Here is a 24,930-nt window from a genome sequence, read left to right on the forward strand (position 1 = left end):
GGAGCGGGATGCGACTTAGCGCTTGCTGTACTGCGGCGCCTTACGGGCCTTCTTGAGACCGGCCTTCTTGCGCTCGACGGCGCGCGGGTCACGGGTCAGGAAGCCGGCCTTCTTCAGGGCCGGGCGGTTGGTGTCCTCGTCGGCCTCGTTCAGGGCGCGAGCGACACCGAGGCGCAGGGCGTAGGCCTGGCCGGAGATGCCGCCACCGTTGATACGGGCGACGACGTCGTAGCGACCGTCCAGCTCAAGGATCTTGAACGGGTCGTTCACGGTCTGCTGGTGCACCTTGTTGGGGAAGTACTCCTCCAGGGTGCGACCGTTGATCTTCCACTGGCCGGTGCCGGGGACGATGCGCACGCGGGCGATCGCCTCCTTGCGGCGACCCAGGCCGGCGCCCGGAATGGCCTCGGCGAAGGCGGAGGGAAGGGACTCGCTGGTGTACTCGGTCTCCTCGACCTCGAAGGTCTCCTCGACCTCGAGGGGGAGCTCAGCAGTGGTCTCGGCCACGGTTTCCTCTGTTCTTCTCGTCAGATTGTCTGGTGGCCGGTCTTACTGAGCGACCTGGGTGATCTCGAACGGCACCGGCTGCTGGGCAGCGTGGGGGTGCTGGTCGCCCGAGTACACCTTCAGCTTCGAGAGCATCTGACGACCCAGGGAGTTCTTCGGGAGCATGCCCTTGATGGCCTTCTCGACGGCCTTCTCCGGGCTCTTCGCCAGAAGGTCGTCGTAGCGGACGGCCCGCAGACCACCCGGGTAACCGGAGTGGCGGTAGGCCATCTTCTGAGTCTTCTTGTTGCCGGACAGGTGCACCTTGTCCGCGTTGATGATGATGACGAAGTCACCCATGTCAACGTGCGGCGCGTACACCGGCTTGTGCTTACCACGGAGGATGGTGGCGGCCTGGGAGGCCAGACGACCCAGGACAACGTCCTGGGCGTCGATGACGAGCCACTGACGCTGGACGTCGCCGGGCTTGGGGCTGTACGTACGCACGGTCGTAGCCTTCGCTTTTCAGTGAGTGTGTGCCTGACAGGGCCACCGGGACGATCGGAGCAGCCTCAGCACTGGGACCCGGACGCAATCGGGTGTGCAGCGCCGCCACTCATCGACCTGGCGGACCGGCGTACCGACGTCTCACGTGAGATAGAGCGAGCCAATACGCACAACGAACTCGCAGAATACCGGCCCGGTGGCAGGCGGGTCAAAACGCCCGGCAACCACCGCGCTGGTTTTCCACAAGCTGTGCACTAGTCTACGTGGACCCGGGACGTTCGCCGACCAGTCGGAGCTCGTCAGCGGCCCTCATCGCCCGTCACCGCTCCCGGGTGACCCGGCGCTCGTCCCAGACCGGCTCCGGCGACTCGTACACCCGGCCGTCCGCGCCGAAGACCAGGAACCGGTCGAAGGACCGGGCGAACCAGCGGTCGTGCGTGACCGCCAGGACCGTGCCCTCGAAGGCCTCCAGCCCCTCCTGCAGCGCCTCGGCGCTCTCCAGGTCCAGGTTGTCGGTGGGCTCGTCCAGCAGCAGCGCCGTCGCACCGCCCAGCTCCAGCCGCAGGATCATCAGCCGGGCCTGCTGGCCGCCGGAGAGGTTCTCGAAACGCTGCGCCTCCTGGTGATGCAGCTCATACCGGCGCAGCGCGCTCATCGCCGCCGCGCGGTCCAGTGCGTGCTCGGTCTGCAGAATCTCGCGCGCGGTCCGGCCCAGCAGCTCCGGATGCGCGTGCGTCTGCGCGAAGTGGCCCGGCACAACGCGCGCGCCCAGCTTCCACGCCCCGCTGTGGGCGACCGGTCGCCGCTCGTCGCCGGCGACCAGGCGCAGGAAGTGCGACTTGCCCGAGCCGTTGGAGCCCAGCACGGCCACCCGCTCGCCGTAGTAGACCTCCAGGTCGAACGGCTGCATCAGGCCGGTCAGCTCCAGCTTCTGGAAGGTGAACGACCGGACGCCGGTGCGTCCGCCCTTGAGCCGCATGCTGATCGCCTGCTTGCGCGGCGGCTCCGGCGGCGGGCCCGCCTCCTCGAACTTGCGCAGCCGGGTCGTGGCCGCCTGGTAGCGGGAGGCCATGTCGTGCGAGCGGGCCGCGTACTCACGCATGTCCAGCACGAGCTTCTTCAGCTGGGCGTGCTTCTCGTCCCAGCGCCGGCGCAGCTCCTCGAACCGGGCGAAGCGCTCCTCCCGGGCCTCGTGGTAGGTCGCGAAACCGGCTCCGTGCACCCAGACCTCGCTGCCGTCCACGCCGGGCTCGACGCTGACGATCTTCTCGGCGCTGTTGGCCAGCAGCTCGCGGTCGTGCGAGACGAAGAGCACGGTCTTCCGGGTCTGCCGGATCTGCTCCTCCAGCCAGCGCTTGCCGGGGACGTCCAGGTAGTTGTCGGGCTCGTCCAGCACCAGCACCTCGTCGGGGCCGCGCAGCAGCGCCTCCAGCACCAGGCGCTTCTGCTCGCCGCCGGAGAGCGTGTTCAGGCCGCGCCACTGGGCGCGCTCGTAGGACGTGCCGAGCGCGGCGACGGTGCAGACGTCCCAGACGGTCTCCCACTCGTAGCCGCCCGCGTCCGCCCAGTCGGAGAGCGCCTGGGCGTAGTCGAGCTGGGTCCGCTCGTCCTCCTGGGCGATCATCGCCAGCTCGGCCGCGTCCACGGTCTGCGCCGCGGCCTTGACCTTGGGCGGCGCGACGGCGACCAGCAGGTCGCGCACCGAGGCGTCCTCGGCCAGCGGCGACTCGCGCCCGGTCGTGCCGACGAACTGACGCATCACCCCGAGCCCACCACTGACCGTCACCGTGCCGCCGTGCGGGGTGAGATCACCCGCGATCAGCCGCAGCAGCGTGGTCTTGCCCGCGCCGTTGGCTCCGACCAGGGCGACCGCTGCGCCCTCCCCGACCCGGAAAGACGCGTCGGCGAACAACACCCGCCCGTCGGGTAGGTAGTACTCCAGGTGCGAGATCTCGACGTGTCCCATGTTCAGCGATTCTCGTCCCTGCCGCGTTCCTGGGAAAACGGGTTTTCCGCACCCCTCTCACCTGGGCTTTGCCGGATCCGGAAGCTGGACCTACTACGCTTTCGGCGCATGACGACAGGCCCCCGTCAGGACCGTCAGCCGCAGGCCGACCCGCAGCAGTCCCTCCCCCGCCGCGGCGACCGGCAGCACGGCCGGATCCCGACCCAGTACGCGCCAGGCCGTCTGCGCGCGCGGGCACTCACCGCCTTCAAGGTGCGGCCCGGCGCTCCGGAGCCGCCCACGCCCGAGCCGCAGCAGGGCACCGCTCCCGTCCGCGGCGGCGCCAGGACCACCACGGCCTTTGCGATACGCCCCGGCCTGCCCAGCGACCCGCCGCCCGAGGGCACGCCGGCCCCTGACTGGGAGCAGCCCGCCGAGACCGCCCCCGAGCCCTCGCACCGGTCCAACCAGCACACCCGGCCCACCGGGCCCACCCGTCTGCGCCGCCGCATCGCCCTCGGCGCTGCCGCCGTCCTCGTCCTCGGCGGCGGGGCGGCCGCCCTCGCCCTGACGGGCGGTCACTCCACCGGCCACCCCACGGCAGTCGCGAGCCCCTCCGTGGCCGTGCCCACGACCCAGCCCTCGTTCGCCCCCACGACGATGCCCCCCGCGCAGCCGACGCCCAGCCCGACGCTGCTCGACCCGATCACCCTGCTCTCCAGTGCCACGACGGACACGGCCCCGCTCAGCGTGGCGGCGCTCTTCCCCGGCAAGAAGGTCACCGTCAACGGCCATCCCTACACCCAGGCACTGACAGCGACCTCCGCGTGCACGGACGCCGCCACCGCGCCGCTGGCCGCGGTGCTGGCCAAGAACGGCTGCCAGGCCGTCTTCCGTGCCACCTACGGCAGCGGCGCGGCCGACGTCACCGTCGGTATCGCCGTCTTCCCCTCGGCGGCCCAGGCCGACGCGGTGAAGGCCCAGGCCGCATCGGGCAACCTGCAGTCGCTCTTCGGCGGCCCGGTGAAACCGTTCTGCCGCGGCGTGGTCTGCAGACTCTCGACCGACGCGATCGGCCGCTACACCTACTTCACCGTCGCGGGCTACACCAACGGCAAGCCGGTCCCCGCCAACGACACCGTCGCACTGGCATCAGGCAACGACATCGCCGCGATGGCCTTCCAGAACCTCGCCGCCCGCGGCCGTGCGGAAGCGGCTGCAGCCGCCCAGTCCGCGCACTGATGGGCCGTCAGGTCGGCTGCCGCCGCGGTTACTTCGCTCCGAGCACCCGGAGCCGACGGGCCGCGCGGTTGCGTTCCGCCAGCAGCTCGTCGGCCGGGTAGCCGACCTCCTCCAGCGTCAGCCCGTAGGGCCGGACCACGTTGACGGCCGAGTTCCGCTCGCCGCCGGCGAGCACCTCCGCCGGGAAGTCCACCGGCCGCTGCCCACCGCCGACCAGCAGCATCGAGCCGACCAGCGCGCGCACCATGTTGTGGCAGAACGCGTCCGCCCGGACCGTCCCGACGACCAGCCCCGGCACTCCGGGCCCGAGCAGCGCGTCGCCCTCGGTGCGCTCCCAGGAGAACTCCAGCAGCTCCCGGATGGTGGTCGCGCCCTCGCGCTTCTTGCAGTACGCGGCGAAGTCGTGCTCTCCCACGAGGCGTCGTGCCGCCTCGTTCATCAGCGGCACGTCCAGCGGACGGTCGTGCCAGAGCACGTGCCCGCGCCGCAGCGGGTCGACGCCGCCCTGGACGTCACAGATGCGGTAGGCGTAGCGCCGCCAGATCGCGCTGAAGCGCGCGTCGAAGCCCGCGGGAGCCTCGGACAGCCGCCACACCCGGATGTCCCCCGAAAGCCGCCCGGCGAGCCGTCGCAGCAGCTTCTCGCCCTCCGCCTGCCAGATGCCCTCCGGCAGATCCACGTGCGCGACCTGCCCCCGCGCGTGCACCCCGGCGTCGGTCCGCCCGGCGACGGTCAGCGGGAACAACACGTCGTGCTGCCGCGTGACGACCGCGATCGCCTCCTCCAGCTCCTGCTGGACCGTCCGCCGCCCGCTCTTCTGCCGCGCCCACCCGGAGAACTCCGCGCCGTCGTAGGCGAGGTCCAACCGGATCCGGACCAAGCCGTCGGCAGGGCCGTCCTTACGGGGCTCTTCTTCGCAGGCCACAGGGGAAACTCTCTACGCAAGGGGTGGAGGTCAAACGCCAGGGGCGCGGGGCTCTGCCGATATGCGGCCCCGCCGCGCAGGCGCGACAAGCCACCATGACAGGTGACTCGCCGAACGAGCAGAGCCATCCGCACAGGATGGTTGCTCGCGCCCACGCGGCGGAGCCGCAAAATCAGCAGGGCCTCGCGCCCCTGGATAGTGCAACGAGTCCTCTGGGGACTACTCCGCAGCCGCGACCTTGGTCGCCGCCTCGGCCTCGCCGACGGCCTCCTGGGCCACCGTCAGAGGCTCGACCAGCTCGATGACGGCCATGGGCGCGTTGTCGCCACGGCGCGTACCGATCTTGGTGATACGGGTGTAGCCACCGGGGCGGTTCACGTAACGCGGACCGATCTCGGTGAACAGGGTGTGCAGCACCGCGACGTCGGTGATGACCTTGCGCGCCTCACGGCGGTTGTGCAGGTCACCCTTCTTGGCCTTGGTGATCAGCTTCTCCGCGAACGGGCGCAGGCGGCGGGCCTTGGCCTCGGTCGTGGTGATGCGGCCGTACTGGAACAGCTCGCGAGCCAGACCGGCGAGCAGCAGACGCTCGTGGGACGGGCCGCCGCCGAGGCGGGCACCCTTGGCGGGACGAGGCATGGTGTCTCCTTCAATATCCGGCGTCGGCCGTACTAGGAACCGGACCGGGCGTACGGGCAGTGGCGCCCGCACGACTTAGACATACAGGTGACAAGAATACGGGACCGCCGAAGCGGTCCCGTACCCAAGCGGAGTCGGATCAGACTCAGTACTGCTCGGTCTCCGCGAAGCCCGGGTCGTCGTCGTCGGCGCCGAAGGCGTCCGCAGCGGCGGTCGGGTCGAATCCGGGCGGGCTGTCCTTGAGGGCCAGGCCCATGCCGGCCAGCTTCGCCTTGACCTCGTCGATCGACTTCGCACCGAAGTTGCGGATGTCGAGCAGGTCGGCCTCGGAGCGGGCGACGAGCTCACCCACGGTGTGGATGCCCTCGCGCTTGAGGCAGTTGTAGGAGCGGACCGTGAGCTCCAGCTCCTCGATCGGCAGCGCCAGGTCCGCGGCCAGGGCGGCGTCCGTCGGGGACGGGCCCATGTCGATGCCCTCGGCATCGATGTTCAGCTCGCGGGCGAGACCGAACAGCTCGACCAGGGTCTTACCGGCCGACGCCATCGCGTCACGCGGACGCATGGCCGGCTTGGTCTCGACGTCGACGATCAGCTTGTCGAAGTCGGTGCGCTGCTCGACACGCGTGGCCTCGACCTTGTAGGTGACCTTCAGCACGGGGCTGTAGATCGAGTCGACCGGGATACGGCCGATCTCCTGGCCGGACTGCTTGTTCTGCACGGCGGAGACGTAGCCGCGACCGCGCTCGACGGTCAGCTCCATCTCCAGCTTGCCCTTGCCGTTCAGCGTGGCCAGGACCAGCTCGGGGTTGTGGACCTCGACACCGGCCGGGGGCGCGATGTCAGCGGCGGTGACCAGACCCGGGCCCTGCTTGCGCAGGTACATCACGACCGGCTCGTCGTGCTCCGAGGAGACGACCAGCTGCTTGATGTTGAGGATCAGGTCGGTGACGTCCTCCTTGACGCCCGGCACGGTGGTGAACTCGTGCAGCACGCCGTCGATCCGGATGCTGGTGACAGCAGCGCCGGGGATCGAGGAGAGGAGGGTACGACGCAGGGAGTTGCCGAGGGTGTAGCCGAAGCCCGGCTCCAGCGGCTCGATGACGAACCGGGAGCGGTACTCGTCGACAACCTCTTCGGTCAGCGACGGACGCTGAGCGATCAACATGAGGGAAATCCTCCAGATAGATCTTCGGCACCCACTATTTGATGCCGACGAAAGCAAGGATACGGCCTCCGGCTGAACCGGAGGCCGTATCCCTTGGAGCTACACGCTGCGAAGCGCGTGCGTCAGACGCGACGACGCTTCGGCGGGCGGCAGCCGTTGTGCGGGGTGGGGGTGACGTCCTGGATGGAGCCGACCTCCAGGCCGGTGGCCTGGATGGAGCGGATCGCGGTCTCACGACCGGAGCCCGGGCCCTTGACGAAGACGTCGACCTTGCGCATGCCGTGCTCCTGCGCGCGGCGAGCAGCGGCCTCGGCGGCCATCTGCGCGGCGAACGGGGTCGACTTGCGGGAGCCCTTGAAGCCGACGTGGCCCGAGGACGCCCAGGCGATCACGTTGCCGGACGGGTCGGTGATCGAAACGATCGTGTTGTTGAACGTGCTCTTGATGTGGGCGTGCCCGTGAGCGACGTTCTTCTTCTCCTTGCGGCGGATCTTCTTCGCGCCGGCAGCCTGACGGCCCTTGGGAGGCATGAGCTGAAATCTCCTGATGAGGTGGTCGGTCCGCTAGCCCAGCGGGCCGGATTGAAGTCCGGTTGAGGGGGCGGACTACTTCTTGCCCGGCTTCTTCTTGCCGGCAATCGCGCGACGCGGGCCCTTGCGGGTACGCGCGTTGGTGTGGGTGCGCTGACCGCGGACCGGCAGGCCACGGCGGTGGCGCAGGCCCTCGTAGCAGCCGATCTCGACCTTGCGGCGGATGTCGGCGGCGACGGCACGGCGGAGGTCACCCTCGACCTCGAAGTTCGCGTCCACGAACTTCTGCAGGGCGACGAGGTCGTCCTCGGTGATGTCGCGGACGCGGATGTCCGGGTTCACACCGGTCTCGACCAGCGCCTGCTTGGCGAGGGTGCGGCCGATGCCGTAGACGTAGGTGAGGGCGATCTCGATCCGCTTCTCGCGCGGGAGATCAACGCCACTGAGGCGTGCCATGAATCTGGCTCCTGTTGTTTCCTCGGAGGTCTGACGTGACGCCTACCCGTTCAGCTCCCGCTGATCGAGCCCCGGCCTCCGACCGGGGGTGGCAGTCTCCCGTCCCTGCAGAGTGAATCCCTGCAAGGACAACGAGAGATCGGGCATCCCGTTTCATGTTGTTTTTCGCGTCGCGCGAAGAGTTACGACCCGTACAGGGGGTGAGATCAGCCCTGGCGCTGCTTGTGGCGCAGGTTCTCGCAGATCACCATGACCCGACCGTGACGGCGGATCACCTTGCACTTGTCGCAGATCTTCTTGACGCTCGGCTTGACCTTCATCTGACTCAGGTTCTCCGGGTCTGGATCTGCTGGTTACTTGTACCGGTAGACGATGCGACCACGGGTCAGGTCGTACGGGCTGAGCTCGACGACGACCCGGTCGTCCGGGAGGATGCGGATGTAGTGCATGCGCATCTTGCCGCTGATGTGCGCGAGAACCTTGTGACCGTTCTGCAGTTCGACCTTGAACATCGCGTTCGGCAGAGACTCGATCACGGTGCCCTCGATTTCGATGGCGCCTTGCTTCTTGGCCATAATCCTGCGGAATTCGCCTTCCGGAATCGACTACCGTAGTCGGCACTCACGCAGGGACCGGATCGATCCATCCTCGCCTTACCGGGCGGGGACGTGCGGAAGCAAGCTACGAGTGAGCCGACACAGCAGTCTACGACAGTGTCCAAGCGAACGCGAAATCACCCCGTCGCAGCCCGGCCCGACGGGCTCAGCCCAGCGGGTCCGGGGCCACGGTCACACCGAGCTCGGCGAGCTTCGCCTTGCCGCCGTCGACGGCGGTGAGGACGAGCGGGCCCTCCTCGGTCAGGGCGATGGAGTGCTCCCAGTGGGAGGACCAGGTGCCGTCGTTGCTGACGACCGTCCACTCGTCCTCGAGGACGTGGGTCTTGGGGGTGCCGAGGGTGATCATCGGCTCGATGGCGATGCAGAAGCCCGGGACCAGCTTCATACCGCGCCCACGGCGGCGGTCGACGTAGTTGAGCAGGTGCGGGTCCATGTGCATGGCGGAGCCGATGCCGTGGCCGCCGTAGTCCTCGACGATGCCGTACTTTCCGCGCGGGGGCAGCGGCTGACGGCGGATGAAGCCCTCGATGCTGCGGCTGATGTCGGAGAGCCGGTTGCCCTTCTTCACCTGTGCGATGCCCGCCCACATCGAACCCTCGGTGGTCTCGCTCAGCGCGTGCAGCTCCGGGGCGTGGCCGCCGCCAACGAAGACGGTGACGGCTGCATCGCCGTGCCAGCCGTCGACGATCGCGCCGCAGTCGATGGAGATGATGTCGCCGTCGTTCAGCACGCGGTCGCCGGGGATGCCGTGCACGACCTCCTCGTTGACGGAGGCGCAGATCACACCGGTGAAGCCGTGGTAGCCGAGGAAGTTGGACGTCGCGCCATGGCCCTCGATGACCTTCTTGGCGACGGCGTCGAGCTCGCCGGTGGTGACACCGGGCACCGCGGCCTCGCTCGCGGCCTTGAGCGCCTCGGCCACGATCAGCCCGGCCTCCCGCATCTTCGCGATCTGCTCGGGCGTCTTGATCTCAACCATGCGCTCTTCTCGCTCTCCTCAACTCGTCCAACCAGACACGTGCAACCAGTGGCGACGCAGCGGCGCCTGGAAAACGCACTGCGGCCGTGACATCCATCCAGGGTGTCACGGCCGCAGCCAAGAAATGAAACTCAGTCGTTCGCGTTCTCCCGCAGCGCGGCGATCGCGCGCTCGGTGACCTCGTCGACCTTGCCGAGCGCCGAGATCGTGGTGACCAGGTGCTGCTTGCGGTAGTACTCGATGATCGGCTCGGTCTCCGTGTGGTAGACCTCGAGCCGGGTGCGCACGGTCTCCTCGCTGTCGTCCGAGCGCTGGTACAGCTCGCCGCCGCAGACGTCACAGACGCCCTCGACCGCGGGCGCGTTGTAGAGCACGTGGAAGATGTGCGCGCTGTCGTTGCGGCACAGGCGGCGGCCGGCGATGCGCCGGACCACCTCGTCCTCGGGGACCTCCAGGTCCAGCACGCCGTCGAGGGCGATGCCGAGCTCCTTGAGGATCCCGTCCAGCGCGACGGCCTGCGCGGTGTTGCGCGGGAAGCCGTCCAGCAGGAAACCGTTCTCGGCGTCCGGCTGGTGCAGCCGGTCCTTCACCATCGCGATGGTGACCTCGTCGGGTACCAGCGTGCCCTCGTCCATGATGCTCTTCGCCAGCCGGCCGAGCTCAGTGCCCTGCGAGATGTTGGCGCGGAACAGGTCACCGGTGGACACATGGGGGATGGACAGGGTCTTGGCCAGCAGCGCGGCCTGAGTACCCTTCCCGGCCCCCGGGGGTCCGACGAGGACGATACGCATCAGCGGAGGAACCCTTCGTAGTTGCGCTGCTGGAGCTGGCTCTCGATCTGCTTCACAGTTTCAAGGCCCACACCCACAACGATGAGGATGCTCGTACCGCCGAACGGGAAGTTCGAAGACGCCTGGAACAGCCCGAGTGCGATCAGGGGCACCAGGGCGATCAGGCCCAGATAGAGCGAGCCCGGCCAGGTGATCCTGGTCAGCACATAGTTCAGGTATTCCGCCGTCGGGCGGCCGGCCCGGATGCCCGGGATGAACCCACCATACTTCTTCATGTTGTCGGCGACTTCTTCGGGGTTGAACGTGATGGCCACGTAGAAGAAGGCGAAAAAGACAATCAGGACGAAGTAGACCAGCATGTAGAGCCAGTGGTCGCTCTTGGTGAGGTTGTTCTCGATCCACGCCCCCCAGCCTGAGCTGGTCTTGTTGCTGAGCTGGACCACGAGCGCGGGGATGTAGAGCAGCGAGCTGGCGAAGATGATCGGAATCACACCCGCCTGGTTCACCTTGAGCGGGATGTACGTCGAGGTGCCGCCGTAGGCGCGGCGACCGATCATGCGCTTCGCGTACTGCACCGGGACGCGGCGCTGGGCCTGCTCGACGAAGACGACCAGGCCGACCATGGCCAGACCCATGATGATCACGCCGAAGAAGGTCAGCCAGCCGTGGCTCGCCTTGATGCTCCACAGCTGCGACGGGAACTGCGCGGCGACCGAGGTGAAGATCAGGATCGACATGCCGTTGCCGATGCCGCGGTCGGTCACCAGCTCGCCCAGCCACATGATGACCGCGGTGCCCGCGGTCATGGTGATGACCATGGTCGCGATGGTGAAGACCGACTGGTTCGGGACGACCTGGCTGCCGGAGCAGGCCCCGCCGAACAGCGCACCGTTCTGCGCGGTGGCGCTGATCGCGGTGGCCTGGAGGATGGCCAGCGCGATGGTCAGGTACCGGGTGTACTGGGTGATCTTCGTCTGACCGGCCTGGCCCTCCTTCTTCAGGGCGTCCAGGCGCGGGATCACCACCGTCAGCAGCTGGAGGATGATGCTCGACGTGATGTAGGGCATGATCCCGAGCGCGAAGATGGTGATCTGCAGCAGCGCACCGCCGCTGAAGAGGTTCACCAGGCCCAGCAGCTGGTTGCCGCCCGACTTGTTCAGGCTGGTCAGACAGGACTGCACACCCGCGTAGTTGACGCCCGGCACGGGGATGTGCGCACCCGCGCGGAAGACGACCATGATGCCCAGCGTGAACAACAGCTTCTTGCGCAGGTCGGGCGTCTTGAACGCCCGGGCGAACGCGGTGAGCACGGGGCCTCCTGCTGCTCCCGGCCGTGGGGGCCCGGAGGGACGGTGGATCGGGGGGCGTACCGTCTGAGACGGGTGGGCCAACCTACATATGGACTCCACGGACTCTAACAGCCAGTGGCCGCACGAATGAAGCACAGAACCCAAGGGAGACAAGCCGATCTTGGGGCTTCCCCCGATGGTTACCGGCAAAGGGTGCCTTCTGTCCGTCTTCTGTCCGATTCGCGCACGTCAAGCTCCGAGGTCAAGGCGACGCCACAACGCACACCTTCGAAGTAATTGAGCGATGAATTGCGCATGAAAGCCCGTTTACCGAGCCGCTACGCCGCTTGGCGGCTGGTAGACAGGACCCCGTTCGAGGGAAAACCACAAACCGATGAAGGCACCCGAGGCACCCGTGCTGCTCCGCAGACCCCCCGCATGGGCCCCGCCCGCGCTCCTGGCGCTCGTCCTCGGCCTGATCGAGGTGGGACGTCCGGACCTCTGGCGCGACGAACTGGCCAGCTGGACCGCCGCCACCCGCAGCCTGGGACAGCTGTGGGGCTTGCTCGGCCATGTGGACGCCGTCTCCGGTGCCTACTACGTCCTCCTGCACTTCTGGATCAACAGCTTCGGCACCTCGGCCGCGGCCCTGCGGATGCCCAGCGTGCTGGCAACCGCGGTCTCCGCCGGGCTCACCGCCGTCATCGGCAAGCGCCTCTTCAGCGCCCGGGTCGGGCTCTGGGCCGGCCTGCTCTACGCGCTGACGCCTCTGGTCATCCGCTATGCGCAGGAGGCCCGGGTCTACGCGATGGTCGACACCGTCGTCCTGCTGGCCACCCTGCAACTGCTGACCATCCTCGACTGCCGGGAGAACCCGGGCCGGCGCCGGATGGCACTCCGCTGGCTGGGCTACGCGGCCCTGATGGCCCTGGCGGGACTTCTCCACCTGGTCGCCCTCAGCGTGCTGACGGGCCACCTCTGGCTGGTGTACACCCGCCGCAGGCGCGCCTGGCGCGGCTTCGTCCCGGCCGCCGTGCTGGCCTTCGCCGTCCTCACCCCGCTGCTGCTGGCGGGCCACGACCAGGCCGGCCGCCAGCTCAACTGGACCACCCGCCCGAACATCTTCGCCCTGCCCGGACTGCTCGGTTCGATCACGGCCTCCTGGCCGGTGACGGTGGTGCTGCTGGCCCTGACCGTCGTCGCCTGCCTGCGCCGCCCCGGCCGACTGCTGCTCCCCCTGCCGATCCTGCCGGTGCTGACGGTGTGGCTCGTCTCCCAGGGCTCCACGTCCTACTGGGTCGAGCGCTACCTGCTCTTCGTCGTCCCGTTCTGGGCGATCATCGCCGCGGCAGGCGCGGAACGGCTTCCCTTCTCCCGCTGGACCGCACCCGCGGCGGTCCTGCTGGTCGCCCTGATCGCCCTCCCCTACCAGGTCCAACTGCGCCAGCCCGCCGCTCACACCACGACCGACTGGAAGGGCGCGGCCTCGATCATCGCCACGGGCTACCGCGAGGGGGACGCGTTCGTCCCGGAGCGCGGCCCGTACGCGAAGTACATGCTCGATCTGGGGATCGAGTACTACCTGCCCTCCGCCGACAGACCCCGCGACCTCTTCGCAGCGAAGACCCCGGCCCAGGCGGACGACCTGATGGCGGTCGAATGCACGGTGCCCGCGACCTGCCTGCACAACGCTCCGCGCCGCATCTGGGTCGTCTCCTACGGCTACTGGCACAGCCCGATGAGCGGCCTGACTCCTGCGGAGCGCGCGGCGCTCGCCGCCCGGTACAACGTCACCTCGGTCCACCACGTCCAGGGCCTGACCATAGGGCTGCTAACCCTCAAGCGATAGGCGCAACTCCTTCGGGGGCGCTGCCGCAGGCAGTTGCACCACCAGGGGCGCGGGGAACTGCAACGTCCCTCTGTGGAAAAGGCGAAAGGCCCGGCTCCCCCGAAGGGGAACCGGGCCTCAGCGCTCAGGGCGTCAGCGACGAGCTCAGATGAGCTCGGTCACCGAGCCGCCCGCAGCGGCAATCTTCTCCTTGGCGGAGCCGGAGACGGCGTCAACCGAAACCTGCAGCGCCACGGCGATCTCGCCGGTGCCGAGCACCTTGACGAGCGAGTTCTTGCGAACCGCACCCTTCGCGACCAGGTCCTCGACCGTGACCTCGCCACCCTGCGGGTAGAGCGCGGCCAGCTTGTCGAGGTTGACGACCTGGAACTCGACGCGGAACGGGTTCTTGAAACCCTTCAGCTTCGGCAGGCGCATGTGAAGGGGCATCTGGCCACCCTCGAAGCGCTGCGGAACCTGGTAACGGGCCTTGGTGCCCTTGGTACCACGACCAGCGGTCTTACCCTTGGATGCCTCACCACGACCGACACGGGTCTTGGCGGTCTTGGCACCCGGGGCGGGACGCAGGTTGTGGATCTTCAGCGGGTTCTGCTCCGCCATCTCAGTCCACCTCCTCGACCGTGACGAGGTGACGGACAGTCTGGGCCATCCCGCGGATCTCGGGACGGTCCTCCTTCACGACCACGTCGTGCATGCGCTTGAGACCAAGCGAACGCAGGGTGTCACGGTGGTTCTGCTTGCTACCGATGTAGGACTTGACCTGGGTGATCTTCAGGCGAGCCATTACGCAGCCCCCTGCCCAGCAGCCCGGGCGCGCAGCAGCGCGGCCGGAGCAACGTCCTCCAGCGGCAGACCACGACGGGCAGCGATCTCCTCGGGGCGCGAAAGGCCCTTCAGCGCGGCCACGGTCGCGTGGACGATGTTGATCGCGTTGTCGGAGCCCAGGGACTTCGACAGGATGTCGTGCACGCCGGCGCACTCGAGCACGGCACGCACCGGACCACCGGCGATAACGCCGGTACCCGGGGAAGCCGGCTTGAGCAGGACGACGCCCGCGGCCTTCTCGCCCTGGATGGGGTGGGGAATGGTGCCCTGGATACGGGGGACCTTGAAGAAGTGCTTCTTGGCCTCCTCAACACCCTTGGCGATGGCGGCCGGCACCTCCTTCGCCTTGCCGTAACCGACACCCACGGTGCCGTCACCGTCGCCCACCACGACCAGCGCGGTGAAGCTGAAGCGACGGCCACCCTTGACAACCTTGGCGACTCGGTTGATCGCTACGACGCGCTCGACGTAGGCGGTCTTCTCGACGGCGGCTCCGCCGTCACGACCGTCACGCTTACGGTCACGCCGCTCGCCACCGCCGGTGCCGCCGCCGGCGCCGCTACCGCGGCGCTGGGGTCCAGCCATTGGATTTACCTCTCTCGTTTCGTCCGTCAGCCTGTGGCGGGCGGGTCAGAAGTCCAGACCGGCCTCGCGGGCGGCGTCCGCCAGGGCCGCAATGCGGCCGGCGTACTGGTTGCCCGCGCGGTCAAAGACGACCTGCTCGATACCGGCAGCCTTGGCGCGCTCGGCGACCAGGGCTCCGACCTTCTTGGCCTGCTCGGTCTTGTCCGCCTCGTTGCCCTTGATGGACACGTCGAGGGTGGACGCCGAAGCCAGGGTGTGGCCCGCGAGGTCGTCGATCACCTGCGCCACGATGTGGCGGTTGGACCGGGAGACCACCAGGCGCGGACGAACCGGAGTACCGGAGACGCGCTTGCGGACGCGGATGGCGCGGCGCTTACGGGCGGCGGCCTTGTAGCCGTTGCCCTTGCCGATCTTCACACCGACAGTCATGGGTTACTTACCACTCTTTCCGACCTTGCGGCGGATGACCTCGCCCGCGTACTTGACGCCCTTGGCCTTGTACGGGTCGGGCTTGCGCAGCTTGCGGATCTTCGCGGCGACCTCGCCGACCTTCTGCTTGTCGATGCCGTCCACGTGGAACTTGGTCGGCGACTCGACCACGAAGGAGATGCCCTCCGGGGCCGGGACCAGGATCGGGTGGCTGTAGCCGAGCTGGAACTCCATGTCGGAGCCCTTCGCCGCGACACGGTAACCAACACCGCTGATCTCGAGCGACTTGCGGTAGCCCGCGGTCACGCCGGTGATCATGTTCGCCACCAGCGTGCGGGTCAGGCCATGCAGGGCCTTCGACATGCGCTCGTCGTTCGGGCGGGAGACGACGACAGTGCCGTCCTCAGCCTTCGCGATCTCGATCGGCGCGGCGACGGCGTGGGTGAGGGTGCCCTTGGGGCCCTTCACCGAGACCGTGCGGCCATCGATGGTGACGTCCACGCCGGCGGGAACCGGGATGGGCAGCCGTCCAATGCGAGACATTGCTGTACCTCCGTTTCCCTGAGTTACCAGACGTAGGCGAGGACTTCCCCACCCACGCCCTTCTTGGCTGCCTGCTGTCCGGTGAGCAGACCTGCGGACGTGGAGATGATCGCCACGCCCAGGCCGCCGAGCACCTTCGGCATAGCGGTGGACTTGGTGTAGACCCGCAGACCCGGCTTGGAGATGCGCTTGATGCCCGCGATCGAGCGCTCACGGTTCGGGCCGAACTTGAGGTCGATGGCCAGCTTCTTGCCGACCTCGCCCTCCTTCGGCTCCTCGACCTTCCAGCTGGAGATGTAACCCTCCTGCTTGAGGATCTCCGCGATGTGCGTCTTGATCTTCGAATGGGGCATCACGACGGAGTCGTGGTAGGCCGAGTTCGCGTTTCGCAGACGCGTCAGCATGTCTGCGATCGGGTCGGTCATGGTCATGATGGCCTGTGGCCTCTCTCACCGCGGTTTCCGCGCGCCTCGTTTGCAGAAGGGGCACGGGACCTACGGTGTAGTAAGACGAATTCGGGGCAGCACGGGCCCCGACCTCCCTAGGTTACAGGAGGTCGGGAACCCGACTGTTCCGAGGTTGCTTACCTCTGAGTTCCTGACAGTCCTTCGGATAGGCCGAAGGAGCTGGTTACCAGGAGCTCTTGGTCACGCCCGGCAGCTCGCCGCGGTGCGCCATCTCACGAAGGCAGACACGGCAGAGGCCGAACTTGCGGTACACGGAGTGCGGACGGCCGCAGCGCTGGCACCGGGTGTAGCCCCGGACACCGAACTTCGGCTTGCGCTCCGACTTGGCGATCAGTGCCTTCTTCGCCATCGGTCAGCTCTCCTTGAAGGGGAAGCCGAGAGCCCGCAGCAGCGCCCGGCCCTCGTCGTCGGTCTGGGCGGTGGTCACCACGGTGATGTCCATACCACGAGGGCGGTCGACCTTGTCCTGGTCGATCTCGTGGAACATGACCTGCTCGGTCAGACCGAAGGTGTAGTTGCCCTTGCCGTCGAACTGCTTCGGCGACAGACCGCGGAAGTCACGGATGCGCGGCAGCGCAAGCGAGATGAGGCGGTCCAGGAACTCCCACATGCGGTCACCGCGGAGGGTGACGTGGGCGCCGATCGGCTGACCCTCACGCAGCTTGAACTGCGCGATGCTCTTGCGAGCCTTGGTCACGGTCGGCTTCTGGCCGGTGATGGCGGTGAGGTCCTTGACCGCACCGTCGATCAGCTTCGAGTCGCGGGCGGCGTCGCCCACACCCATGTTGACCACGACCTTGACCAGGCCGGGGATCAGCATGACGTTGTCGTAGCTGAACTCTTCCTGCAGCTGACCCTTGATCTCGGAGCGGTAGCGCTCCTTGAGCCGGGGGCTGACCTTCTCAATCGAGGTGTCGGTCATCAGATGTCCTCACCGGTGCGCTTGGCAACGCGGATCTTGTTGCCCTGCTCGTCGAATCGGTACCCGACGCGGGTGACGACCTTCTTGCCGTCCTTCTCCACAACCAGCTGAACGTTGCTGACGTGGATCGGGGCCTCGACGGTCACGATGCCGCCGGCCTTCGAGCCGTTCGCGGTGGGCGTGGCCTTGGTGTGCTTCTTGACCCGGTTGACACCCTCGACCAGGACGCGGTTCTCCGTAGGGATGGCCTGAATGACCTTGCCCTGCTTGCCCTTGTCCTTGCCGGTGATGACCTGGACCAGGTCACCCTTCTTGATCTTCATGCTGTTAGCCATCGGTTACAGCACCTCCGGCGCCAGCGAGATGATCTTCATGAACTTCTTCTCGCGCAGCTCACGGCCCACCGGGCCGAAGATGCGGGTACCACGGGGGTCACCGTCGGTGTTCTTGAGGATGACGGCGGCGTTCTCGTCGAACCGGATGTAGGAACCGTCGGGACGACGGCGCTCCTTCACGGTCCGGACGATGACGGCCTTGACCACGTCACCCTTCTTCACATTGCCACCGGGGATCGCGTCCTTGACGGTCGCCACGATGACGTCGCCGATGCCCGCGTAGCGCCGGCCGGAGCCACCGAGAACGCGGATGCAAAGGATTTCCTTCGCGCCCGTGTTGTCGGCGACACGCAGTCGCGACTCCTGCTGGATCACGTCTTTCTCCTGATCGTCAACGATCGGGACCGGGTCCGCCGCTGCTCACCCGGGCACCCCTGACTCTCTTGCAAGAGCCGGGGTCCCGAGCACATACGACGGCACCCAATCGCGTTCGTTACTTGGCCTTCTCGAGGATCTCGACGACGCGCCAGCGCTTCGTCGCGGACAGCGGACGGGTCTCCATGAGGAGAACACGGTCGCCGACACCGCAAGCGTTGGCCTCGTCGTGCGCCTTCAGCTTGTTCGTACGGCGGATGACCTTGCCGTACAGCGCGTGCTTGACGCGGTCCTCGACGGCGACGACGACGGTCTTGTCCATCTTGTCGCTGACGACGAGACCCTCACGGGTCTTGCGGAAACCGCGCGTCTCGTTGGTGTTCTCAGTCATCAGGCGTCCTTCACCGTCTCGATGCCCAGCTCGCGCTCGCGCATCAGGGTGTAGATCCGCGCGATGTCCTTCTTGACGAGCTTGAGGCGCCCGTGGTTGTCGAGCTGCCCGGTCGCCGCCTGGAAGCGGAGGTTGAACAGCTCCTCCTTGCGCTCACGCAGCTGCGCAACGAGACCCTCGTTGTCCAGCTCGCGGAGCTCAGCAGCCTTCGTCGCGGCCATCAGCTCTCACCTGCCTCGCGCCGGACAATCCGGCACTTCATCGGGAGCTTGTGAGCAGCGCGGGTGAGCGCCTCACGAGCCACCTTCTCGTTCGGGTAGGACAGCTCGAACATGACCCGACCCGGGTGCACGTTCGCGATCCACCACTCCGGCGAACCCTTACCGGAACCCATGCGGGTCTCGGCGGGCTTCTTCGTCAGCGGGCGGTCGGGGTAGATGTTGATCCACACCTTGCCGCCACGCTTGATGTGACGGGTGATGGAGATACGAGCGGACTCGATCTGCCGGTTCGTCACGTACGCCGGGGTGACGGCCTGCAGGCCGTACTCGCCGAACGTCACCTCAGTGCCACCCTTGGCCATACCGCGGCGCTTGGGGTGGTGCTGCTTGCGGTGCTTGACCCTGCGAGGGATCAGCATGGTCAGGCCTCCGTAGTGGTCTCAGCCGCAGCCGGAGCCTCGGTCGCCGCGGGGGCGGCAGCCTCGGTGTTCTGCTGCGGACGGCGGCCGCGGCCACCGGCGGGACGGTCGCCACCACGACGCGGGCGCTCGCCCGGGCCACCCGCACGCGGCGGGCGGTTGCCGGCCTTGGCGGCAGCGTTCTCGGCACGGACCTCGGCGATGTTCTTGACGTCGCCCTTGTAGATCCAGACCTTGACGCCGATGCGACCGAAGGTGGTCTTGGCCTCGAAGAAGCCGTAGTCGACGTTGGCGCGCAGCGTGTGCAGGGGCACGCGGCCCTCGCGGTAGAACTCGCTGCGGGACATCTCAGCGCCGCCCAGACGGCCGGAGCACTGGATCTTGATGCCCTTGGCACCGGACTTCATCGTGCCCTGCATGCTCTTACGCATGGCGCGACGGAAGGAGACGCGGGAGGACAGCTGCTCAGCGACGCCCTGAGCCACGAGCTGGGCGTCCAGCTCGGGGTTCTTGACCTCGAGGATGTTCAGCTGGACCTGCTTGCCGGTCAGCTTCTCGAGGTCGCCGCGGATGCGGTCGGCCTCGGTGCCGCGGCGGCCGATGACGATGCCCGGGCGGGCGGTGTGGATGTCCACCCGCACGCGGTCACGGGTGCGCTCGATCTCAACCTTCGAGATACCGGCGCGCTCCATGCCGGACGTCATCATGCGACGGATCGCGACGTCTTCCTTGACGTAGTCCTTGTACAGCTTGTCGGCGTACCAGCGGGACTTGAAGTCCGTGGTGATGCCGAGGCGGAACCCGTGCGGGTTAACCTTCTGGCCCATTACCGGGTCCCTTCCTTCGACGCGACGACCACGGTGATGTGGCTCGTCCGCTTGCGGATCCGGTACGCGCGGCCCTGGGCCCGCGGACGGAAACGCTTCAGGGTCGGGCCCTCGTCGACGTAGGCCTCGGAGATGTAGAGGCTCTCGACGTCGTTGTGGTTGTAGTTGTGGTCCGCGTTCGCAATGGCGCTGTTGAGCACCTTGAGAACGGGCACAGACGCGGCCTGCGGAGCGAATCGCAGGACCGCCTGGGCCTCCGTGGCACTCATGCCACGGACAAGGTCCACCACGCGGCGGGCCTTCATGGGCGTTACGCGGATGTACCGCGCCGCTGCCCTGGCTTCCATGGTTGTCCCCTTGATGGTGTCTGTCATCGTGTCTTCGCTTCGCAGGTCAGCGTCGCTTGGACTTGCGGTCGTCCTTGACGTGACCCCTGAACGTGCGGGTCGGCGCGAACTCGCCGAGCTTGTGGCCGACCATCGACTCGGTGACGAACACCGGGATGTGCTTGCGGCCGTCGTGCACCGCGAGGGTGTGCCCGAGCATCGCCGGAACGATCATGGAGCGACGGGACCAGGTCTTGATGACGTTCTGGGTACCGGCTTCGTTCTGGACATCCACCTTCTTCATGAGGTGGTCGTCGACGAAGGGCCCCTTCTTGAGACTGCGCGGCATCGAGACTGCTCCTAGCGCTTCTTGTTCGTCTTGCGGCGGCGGACGATGTACTTGTTGGACGCCTTCTTCGGCGAACGAGTACGACCCTCCTTCTGACCCCACGGCGAAACCGGGTGGCGACCACCGGAGGTCTTACCCTCACCACCACCGTGCGGGTGGTCGATCGGGTTCATGGCGACACCACGCACGGTCGGGCGGACGCCCTTCCAGCGCATACGGCCGGCCTTGCCCCAGTTGATGTTCGACTGCTCGGCGTTGCCGACCTCGCCGACGGTCGCGCGGCAGCGCGCGTCCACGAGGCGGACCTCGCCGGACGGCATGCGCAGGTGGGCGTAGACGCCCTCCTTCGCCAGCAGCTGCACCGAGGAGCCCGCGGAACGGGCGATCTTCGCGCCGCCACCGGGACGCAGCTCGATGGCGTGGATGACCGTACCGACCGGGATGTTCCGGAGCGGGAGGTTGTTGCCCGGCTTGATGTCGGCGCTGGGGCCGTTCTCAACCCGGTCGCCCTGGCCGAGCTTGGCCGGAGCGATGATGTAGCGCTTCTCACCGTCTGCGTAGTGCAGCAGTGCGATGCGCGCGGTGCGGTTCGGGTCGTACTCGATGTGAGCGACCTTGGCCGGCACGCCGTCCTTGTCGTGACGACGGAAGTCGATGACACGGTACGCGCGCTTGTGGCCGCCACCCTGGTGGCGAACAGTCACACGACCGGTGTTGTTACGACCGCCCTTGCTGTGCAGCGGGCGGACCAGCGACTTCTCCGGCTCGGACCGCGTGATCTCGACAAAGTCGGCAACGCTGGAGCCGCGACGGCCCGGCGTTGTCGGCTTGTACTTGCGGATGCCCATGGCTTCTTCTGTCCTTAACCGTTACGGGATTCCCTCGCGCCGTCAGGCGGCGGGGGCGTTCCCGAAGATGTCGATGCGGTTGCCCTCTGCCAGCGTCACGATGGCGCGCTTGGTGTCCTTGCGCTTGCCGAAGCCGGTGCGGGAGCGCTTGCGCTTGCCCTGGCGGTTCAGCGTGTTGACGTTGGCGACCTTGACCGAGAAGACGGCCTCGACGGCCTGCTTGATCTGGGTCTTGTTGGCGTCCGGCGACACCACGAAGGTGTACTTGTTCTCGTCGAGGAGCGCGTAGCTCTTCTCCGAGATGACCGGCTTGATCAGGACGTCACGGGGGTCCGTGTACGTCTTGCTCGTGATCTCGCTCATCAGGCGGCGCTCCCATCGAGCTCGCCCTCAGCGGCGACAGCCTTGGCGGACGCGACCGGACCGGCCACAAAACGCTCGAAGGCAGCCTGAGTGAAGACCACGTCGTCGGAGACGAGCACGTCGTAGGTGTTCAGCTGACCGGCGTCCAGGATGTGGACGGTCGGCAGGTTGCGGGCGCTGAGCAGCGACAGCTCGTCGTCACGCTCGACGACCAGCAGCACGTTCTTGCGCTCGCTGATCTTGCCGAGCAGCGTGCGGGCAGCCTTGGTGGACGGCGCCTCGGTCGCGGCCACGCCGGTGACGACGTGGATGCGAGCGTTGCGGGCCCGGTCGGTGAGGGCGCCACGCAGAGCGGCGGCCTTCATCTTCTTGGGGGTCCGCTGCGAGTAGTCGCGCGGCTGGGGGCCGTGCACGACGCCACCGCCGGCGAACTGCGGCGCACGGGTCGAACCCTGACGGGCGCGGCCGGTGCCCTTCTGGCGGTACGGCTTCTTGCCGCCACCACGGACCTCGCCACGACGCTTGGTCTTGTGCGTGCCCTGACGAGCAGCGGCGAGCTGAGCCACGACGACCTGGTGCAGCAGCGGAACGCTGACCTTGGCGTCGAAGATCTCAGCCGGCAGCTCGACGGTGCCGACGGTCTCACCCGCGGGGGAGAGAACGTTGATGGTGCTCATTGCTTCAGGCCCCCTTTGCCGCGGTGCGGACCAGGATCAGGCCGCCGTTCGGACCGGGGACAGCGCCCTTGATGAGCAGCAGGCCCTTCTCCGCGTCAACGGCGTGGATGGTCAGGTTCTGCGTGGTGACACGCTCGTGGCCCATACGACCGGCCATGCGCATGCCCTTGAACACGCGACCCGGGGTGGCGCAGCCACCGATCGAGCCGGGCGAACGGTGCTTGCGCTGGACGCCGTGGCCCGCGCCGAGGCCACGGAAGTTGTGGCGCTTCATGACACCGGCGAAGCCCTTGCCCTTGCTGGTGCCGGTCACGTCGACCTTGACACCGGCCTCGAACACCTGAGCGGTGATCTCCTGGCCGAGGGTGTACTCCGAGGCGTCCGCGGTGCGGAGCTCGACCAGGTGGCGGCGCGGGGTCACGCCGGCCTTGGCGAAGTGACCCGCGAGGGGCTTGTTCACCTTGCGCGGGTCGATGTCGCCGAAACCGATCTGCACGGCGTCATAGCCGGTGCCGTCGGCGGTGTGAACCTGGGTAACGACGTTCGGGCCGGCCTTGACGACGGTCACCGGGACGATGCGGTTGTTCTCGTCCCAGACCTGCGTCATGCCGAGCTTCTCGCCCAGGATGCCCTTGATCTGCTTAGCCATCTTCAGCTCACGCCCCTCAGAGCTTGATCTCGATGTCGACACCGGCCGGCAGGTCGAGTCGCATCAGAGAGTCAACGGTCTTGGGCGTCGGGTCGAGGATGTCGATCAGGCGCTTGTGCGTGCGCATCTCGAAGTGCTCGCGCGAGTCCTTGTACTTGTGCGGCGAGCGGATGACGCAGTACACGTTCTTCTCAGTGGGCAGCGGCACCGGGCCCGCGACCTGCGCACCAGTACGCGTCACCGTCTCGACGATCTTCTTCGCCGAGGAGTCGATGACCTCGTGGTCGTAGGCCTTGAGCCGGATGCGGATCTTCTGTCCCGCCATGGCTGCTTCGTAGTCCTTCTGTCTCTGTCACCTCTGCGCCGAACGCCTCCGGGTGGAGTCATTCGGGGTGTTTCGCCGACCCACGCGGTCGGGCGTGTCGCACTTGCCTTCGCAATGAAGCCGGGGCGGAAACACCGGATCGGCACCTCTGTCCACGCTTCCCGAAAGATTCCCGTACTTTCGCGCCGCAGCTGCCGCGTCTCGTCCAGACGTGCTGGATCACAGACAAACGGGCATCACGGGCACGACGAGTACTGTGGGACTCGCTTTCGGTCCCCCCGATCCCGAAGGATCCGATGAGGGGGCGCGCGGCATCGGCGCTCAACCGAGCAACTCGGCTAGTGTGCCATACCGGACAAGGGGCACGCCAATCGAGGTCAACACGCACGTGGGGCCTCCCGGAGGAGGCCCCACGTGACGTTCGGTCAGTTCCCGCTGCTCACTCGGCGGTGGCGCTCGCCAGCCGGGCGGTCGGCTGCTCGTGGTCGGGAATCTTCGGCATCCGGCGGATCATGGCCAGCAGCAGCACGAAGCCGGCCCGGCCGAGGTAGATCGTCGCCTTTATGGGCGAGGCGCTCGGCGTGCCGGTGGTGCGCTCGCGCATGGCGACCGGGATCTGCCGCACGACGAAGCCGCAGCGGACCGCGCCGACCAGGGACTCGATCGTGTCGCCCAGGTACTCGACCGGGTACCAGTGGGCGAAGAGGGCGATCATGCTCCGGTTGCAGGCCTTGAAACCGGACGTGGTGTCGGTGAGCCGGGTGCGCGCGATCCGGGACAGCACCGTGGAGAGCAGCTTCATCGCCCAGGCACGCGGGCCGCGCACCGAGTAGGCGCCCTCTCCCGCGAAGCGGGCCCCGATGACCAGGTCCGCCGACTCCAGCGCCTGGACCAGGGCGGGGACGTAGCCGGGGTCGTGCTGGCCGTCCGAGTCGCACTGGATCGCGACGTCGTAGTCGTGCTCGTAGGCGTAGCGGTAGCCGAGGCGCATCGCGCCGCCGACACCCAGGTTGTACGGGAGCCGCGCCACGGCGGTGGCGCCGGAGGCCGCGGCCACGCGGGCCGTGGTGTCGGCGGAGCCGTCGTCCACCACCAGGGTGTCCACTCCGGGGAGCTTCTCCTGGATCTCCTTGAGTATGAAGGGCAGGCCCTCCGCCTCGTTCCAGGCCGGCAGGATCAGCAGGACCCGCTTGCCGTCCAGTGCTGCGGTGTCGATCACACTGTCGCCCATCAGGCCCGCACCTCCCGCGGCTGCCCCTGCTCCTGCCGGTCGCGGAGCTCGGCGAGCTCCGCGGCGTGCTGGTCCAGCTGCGTGCGGACCAGGGCGATGTCCTCCGAAAGAGTGCGCGTCTCCGCCTCGAGGCGGCTCGCCTCCCAGCTCAGGTGCAGGCAGACCAACAGCACCAGGAGGAAACCGCAGAAGAGCACCAGGCTGGCCCCGTTGGCCACACCGAGGCGGTGGGCGACGCCGTTCAGCAGCGAGGGGAAGAAGCCGATCGGCGTGACCACGATGCCGATCGTGATCCAGATCGCTGCGTACTTCTCCCGCAGCTGCTGGCGGCGCAGCAGCTCCAGGATGCACCCGATCACCAGCACGCTGCTGATCGAGGTGAGTACGGAGAGTTGCACGGCGG

At 67.6% G+C, this 24,930-nt stretch carries 38 protein-coding genes; 2 read left to right on the forward strand and 36 right to left on the reverse strand.

Going from position 1 to position 24,930, the window contains the following annotated elements; all coding sequences use genetic code 11:
* Positions 1 to 15: 15 nt before the first annotated feature.
* From rpsI to ABH940_RS13755, 3 genes are all read right to left on the reverse strand, one after another.
* On the reverse strand, positions 16 to 507 hold the full coding sequence (gene rpsI, locus ABH940_RS13745) for a 30S ribosomal protein S9 (protein WP_370068785.1): 492 nt from the start codon (positions 505 to 507) through the stop codon (positions 16 to 18).
* Between the two features lie 42 nt (positions 508 to 549).
* Positions 550 to 993, reverse strand: a complete 444-nt coding sequence (gene rplM, locus ABH940_RS13750; protein WP_370068787.1) for a 50S ribosomal protein L13 — start codon at positions 991 to 993, stop codon at positions 550 to 552.
* A 319-nt stretch (positions 994 to 1,312) separates the two neighbouring features.
* Positions 1,313 to 2,959 carry an ABC-F family ATP-binding cassette domain-containing protein gene (locus ABH940_RS13755; protein ID WP_370068789.1) on the reverse strand — a complete coding sequence of 549 codons (1,647 nt, stop codon included), beginning with the start codon at positions 2,957 to 2,959 and terminating at the stop codon, positions 1,313 to 1,315.
* Positions 2,960 to 3,067: 108 nt separating this feature from the next.
* Between ABH940_RS13755 and ABH940_RS13760 the strand changes: the two genes are divergently transcribed.
* Complete coding sequence (locus tag ABH940_RS13760; RefSeq protein WP_370105365.1) at positions 3,068 to 4,180, forward strand: hypothetical protein; 1,113 nt, start codon at positions 3,068 to 3,070, stop codon at positions 4,178 to 4,180.
* A gap of 28 nt (positions 4,181 to 4,208) precedes the next feature.
* Here the strand turns inward: ABH940_RS13760 and truA are convergent, their stop codons facing one another.
* The 10 genes from truA to secY all read right to left on the reverse strand — a co-directional run bounded on the left by truA (position 4,209) and on the right by secY (position 11,592).
* Entirely contained in the window at positions 4,209 to 5,105 is an 897-nt protein-coding gene (gene truA, locus ABH940_RS13765) for a tRNA pseudouridine(38-40) synthase TruA (protein ID WP_370068793.1), read from the reverse strand.
* 219 nt (positions 5,106 to 5,324) lie between these two features.
* The gene (gene rplQ, locus ABH940_RS13770) at positions 5,325 to 5,744 is read right to left on the reverse strand and encodes a 50S ribosomal protein L17 (protein WP_370068795.1); all 420 of its coding nucleotides are present in this window, start codon (positions 5,742 to 5,744) and stop codon (positions 5,325 to 5,327) included.
* Positions 5,745 to 5,889: 145 nt separating this feature from the next.
* Positions 5,890 to 6,909 (reverse strand): DNA-directed RNA polymerase subunit alpha, encoded by a 1,020-nt coding sequence (locus tag ABH940_RS13775; protein WP_370068797.1) that lies wholly within the window; start codon positions 6,907 to 6,909, stop codon positions 5,890 to 5,892.
* Between the two features lie 122 nt (positions 6,910 to 7,031).
* Positions 7,032 to 7,439 (reverse strand): 30S ribosomal protein S11, encoded by a 408-nt coding sequence (gene rpsK / locus ABH940_RS13780; protein WP_030251538.1) that lies wholly within the window; start codon positions 7,437 to 7,439, stop codon positions 7,032 to 7,034.
* Between the two features lie 75 nt (positions 7,440 to 7,514).
* The gene (gene rpsM, locus ABH940_RS13785; protein WP_370068800.1) at positions 7,515 to 7,895 is read right to left on the reverse strand and encodes a 30S ribosomal protein S13; all 381 of its coding nucleotides are present in this window, start codon (positions 7,893 to 7,895) and stop codon (positions 7,515 to 7,517) included.
* 206 nt (positions 7,896 to 8,101) lie between these two features.
* Positions 8,102 to 8,215 (reverse strand): 50S ribosomal protein L36, encoded by a 114-nt coding sequence (rpmJ, locus tag ABH940_RS13790; RefSeq protein WP_009740505.1) that lies wholly within the window; start codon positions 8,213 to 8,215, stop codon positions 8,102 to 8,104.
* A gap of 33 nt (positions 8,216 to 8,248) precedes the next feature.
* Entirely contained in the window at positions 8,249 to 8,470 is a 222-nt protein-coding gene (gene infA / locus ABH940_RS13795; protein ID WP_003956442.1) for a translation initiation factor IF-1, read from the reverse strand.
* A 187-nt stretch (positions 8,471 to 8,657) separates the two neighbouring features.
* The gene (gene map, locus ABH940_RS13800) at positions 8,658 to 9,491 is read right to left on the reverse strand and encodes a type I methionyl aminopeptidase (RefSeq protein WP_370068804.1); all 834 of its coding nucleotides are present in this window, start codon (positions 9,489 to 9,491) and stop codon (positions 8,658 to 8,660) included.
* A 131-nt stretch (positions 9,492 to 9,622) separates the two neighbouring features.
* Positions 9,623 to 10,282, reverse strand: a complete 660-nt coding sequence (locus tag ABH940_RS13805) for an adenylate kinase (RefSeq protein WP_370068806.1) — start codon at positions 10,280 to 10,282, stop codon at positions 9,623 to 9,625.
* Entirely contained in the window at positions 10,282 to 11,592 is a 1,311-nt protein-coding gene (gene secY / locus ABH940_RS13810) for a preprotein translocase subunit SecY (protein WP_370068808.1), read from the reverse strand. Before secY ends, ABH940_RS13805 begins: the two co-directional genes overlap by 1 nt.
* A 373-nt stretch (positions 11,593 to 11,965) precedes the next feature.
* On the opposite strand from secY, the gene ABH940_RS13815 reads away from it, so the two are divergent.
* Entirely contained in the window at positions 11,966 to 13,420 is a 1,455-nt protein-coding gene (locus ABH940_RS13815; protein ID WP_370105366.1) for a glycosyltransferase family 39 protein, read from the forward strand.
* A gap of 144 nt (positions 13,421 to 13,564) precedes the next feature.
* On the opposite strand, the gene rplO is transcribed toward ABH940_RS13815, so the two are convergent.
* The 23 genes from rplO to ABH940_RS13930 all read right to left on the reverse strand — a co-directional run bounded on the left by rplO (position 13,565) and on the right by ABH940_RS13930 (position 24,925).
* Positions 13,565 to 14,020 carry a 50S ribosomal protein L15 gene (gene rplO, locus ABH940_RS13820; protein ID WP_196193106.1) on the reverse strand — a complete coding sequence of 152 codons (456 nt, stop codon included), beginning with the start codon at positions 14,018 to 14,020 and terminating at the stop codon, positions 13,565 to 13,567.
* Position 14,021: 1 nt separating this feature from the next.
* Positions 14,022 to 14,204, reverse strand: coding sequence for a 50S ribosomal protein L30 (gene rpmD, locus ABH940_RS13825; protein ID WP_042367653.1), 183 nt, complete (start codon positions 14,202 to 14,204; stop codon positions 14,022 to 14,024).
* On the reverse strand, positions 14,204 to 14,830 hold the full coding sequence (gene rpsE, locus ABH940_RS13830; protein ID WP_111504516.1) for a 30S ribosomal protein S5: 627 nt from the start codon (positions 14,828 to 14,830) through the stop codon (positions 14,204 to 14,206). The genes rpmD and rpsE overlap by 1 nt, the downstream gene beginning before the upstream one ends.
* A 45-nt stretch (positions 14,831 to 14,875) precedes the next feature.
* Positions 14,876 to 15,259 carry a 50S ribosomal protein L18 gene (rplR, locus tag ABH940_RS13835; RefSeq protein ID WP_037605700.1) on the reverse strand — a complete coding sequence of 128 codons (384 nt, stop codon included), beginning with the start codon at positions 15,257 to 15,259 and terminating at the stop codon, positions 14,876 to 14,878.
* 3 nt (positions 15,260 to 15,262) lie between these two features.
* On the reverse strand, positions 15,263 to 15,802 hold the full coding sequence (gene rplF / locus ABH940_RS13840; RefSeq protein ID WP_370068814.1) for a 50S ribosomal protein L6: 540 nt from the start codon (positions 15,800 to 15,802) through the stop codon (positions 15,263 to 15,265).
* A 23-nt stretch (positions 15,803 to 15,825) separates the two neighbouring features.
* Positions 15,826 to 16,233, reverse strand: a complete 408-nt coding sequence (gene rpsH / locus ABH940_RS13845) for a 30S ribosomal protein S8 (protein WP_370068816.1) — start codon at positions 16,231 to 16,233, stop codon at positions 15,826 to 15,828.
* Between the two features lie 199 nt (positions 16,234 to 16,432).
* Positions 16,433 to 16,618, reverse strand: coding sequence for a type Z 30S ribosomal protein S14 (locus ABH940_RS13850; protein WP_196193109.1), 186 nt, complete (start codon positions 16,616 to 16,618; stop codon positions 16,433 to 16,435).
* Positions 16,619 to 16,621: 3 nt separating this feature from the next.
* Positions 16,622 to 17,191, reverse strand: coding sequence for a 50S ribosomal protein L5 (gene rplE / locus ABH940_RS13855; RefSeq protein WP_370068819.1), 570 nt, complete (start codon positions 17,189 to 17,191; stop codon positions 16,622 to 16,624).
* On the reverse strand, positions 17,191 to 17,514 hold the full coding sequence (gene rplX, locus ABH940_RS13860; RefSeq protein ID WP_370069014.1) for a 50S ribosomal protein L24: 324 nt from the start codon (positions 17,512 to 17,514) through the stop codon (positions 17,191 to 17,193). Before rplX ends, rplE begins: the two co-directional genes overlap by 1 nt.
* A 15-nt stretch (positions 17,515 to 17,529) precedes the next feature.
* On the reverse strand, positions 17,530 to 17,901 hold the full coding sequence (gene rplN / locus ABH940_RS13865; RefSeq protein ID WP_042451761.1) for a 50S ribosomal protein L14: 372 nt from the start codon (positions 17,899 to 17,901) through the stop codon (positions 17,530 to 17,532).
* A 118-nt stretch (positions 17,902 to 18,019) separates the two neighbouring features.
* Positions 18,020 to 18,292 carry a 30S ribosomal protein S17 gene (rpsQ, locus tag ABH940_RS13870; protein WP_042367669.1) on the reverse strand — a complete coding sequence of 91 codons (273 nt, stop codon included), beginning with the start codon at positions 18,290 to 18,292 and terminating at the stop codon, positions 18,020 to 18,022.
* A complete protein-coding gene (gene rpmC, locus ABH940_RS13875; RefSeq protein WP_196193610.1) occupies positions 18,292 to 18,516 on the reverse strand; it encodes a 50S ribosomal protein L29 in 225 nt (74 codons plus the stop codon). Before rpmC ends, rpsQ begins: the two co-directional genes overlap by 1 nt.
* The gene (gene rplP / locus ABH940_RS13880) at positions 18,513 to 18,932 is read right to left on the reverse strand and encodes a 50S ribosomal protein L16 (protein WP_196193111.1); all 420 of its coding nucleotides are present in this window, start codon (positions 18,930 to 18,932) and stop codon (positions 18,513 to 18,515) included. Before rplP ends, rpmC begins: the two co-directional genes overlap by 4 nt.
* Positions 18,933 to 18,934: 2 nt before the next feature.
* Positions 18,935 to 19,759, reverse strand: a complete 825-nt coding sequence (rpsC, locus tag ABH940_RS13885) for a 30S ribosomal protein S3 (RefSeq protein WP_370068823.1) — start codon at positions 19,757 to 19,759, stop codon at positions 18,935 to 18,937.
* The gene (gene rplV, locus ABH940_RS13890; RefSeq protein WP_370068825.1) at positions 19,759 to 20,106 is read right to left on the reverse strand and encodes a 50S ribosomal protein L22; all 348 of its coding nucleotides are present in this window, start codon (positions 20,104 to 20,106) and stop codon (positions 19,759 to 19,761) included. The genes rpsC and rplV overlap by 1 nt, the downstream gene beginning before the upstream one ends.
* 46 nt (positions 20,107 to 20,152) lie before the next feature.
* Positions 20,153 to 20,434: a 30S ribosomal protein S19 gene (gene rpsS, locus ABH940_RS13895; RefSeq protein WP_030251592.1), complete on the reverse strand. Its 282-nt coding sequence runs from the start codon at positions 20,432 to 20,434 to the stop codon at positions 20,153 to 20,155.
* A gap of 11 nt (positions 20,435 to 20,445) precedes the next feature.
* Positions 20,446 to 21,282, reverse strand: a complete 837-nt coding sequence (gene rplB / locus ABH940_RS13900; protein WP_370068828.1) for a 50S ribosomal protein L2 — start codon at positions 21,280 to 21,282, stop codon at positions 20,446 to 20,448.
* 42 nt (positions 21,283 to 21,324) lie between these two features.
* Positions 21,325 to 21,645: a 50S ribosomal protein L23 gene (rplW, locus tag ABH940_RS13905; protein WP_196193115.1), complete on the reverse strand. Its 321-nt coding sequence runs from the start codon at positions 21,643 to 21,645 to the stop codon at positions 21,325 to 21,327.
* Positions 21,645 to 22,322, reverse strand: coding sequence for a 50S ribosomal protein L4 (gene rplD, locus ABH940_RS13910; protein ID WP_370068830.1), 678 nt, complete (start codon positions 22,320 to 22,322; stop codon positions 21,645 to 21,647). Before rplD ends, rplW begins: the two co-directional genes overlap by 1 nt.
* Before the next feature lie 4 nt (positions 22,323 to 22,326).
* Complete coding sequence (gene rplC / locus ABH940_RS13915; RefSeq protein ID WP_370068832.1) at positions 22,327 to 22,971, reverse strand: 50S ribosomal protein L3; 645 nt, start codon at positions 22,969 to 22,971, stop codon at positions 22,327 to 22,329.
* A 16-nt stretch (positions 22,972 to 22,987) separates the two neighbouring features.
* Positions 22,988 to 23,296, reverse strand: a complete 309-nt coding sequence (gene rpsJ / locus ABH940_RS13920) for a 30S ribosomal protein S10 (RefSeq protein WP_020549238.1) — start codon at positions 23,294 to 23,296, stop codon at positions 22,988 to 22,990.
* Positions 23,297 to 23,735: 439 nt separating this feature from the next.
* Positions 23,736 to 24,527, reverse strand: a complete 792-nt coding sequence (locus ABH940_RS13925; protein WP_370068835.1) for a glycosyltransferase family 2 protein — start codon at positions 24,525 to 24,527, stop codon at positions 23,736 to 23,738.
* Entirely contained in the window at positions 24,527 to 24,925 is a 399-nt protein-coding gene (locus ABH940_RS13930; RefSeq protein ID WP_196193118.1) for a DUF2304 family protein, read from the reverse strand. The genes ABH940_RS13925 and ABH940_RS13930 overlap by 1 nt, the downstream gene beginning before the upstream one ends.
* Positions 24,926 to 24,930 lie beyond the last annotated feature (5 nt).

It is taken from the genome of Streptacidiphilus sp. BW17 (assembly GCF_041262485.1).
In the GTDB taxonomy this organism is placed as follows: Bacteria; Actinomycetota; Actinomycetes; order Streptomycetales; family Streptomycetaceae; genus Streptacidiphilus.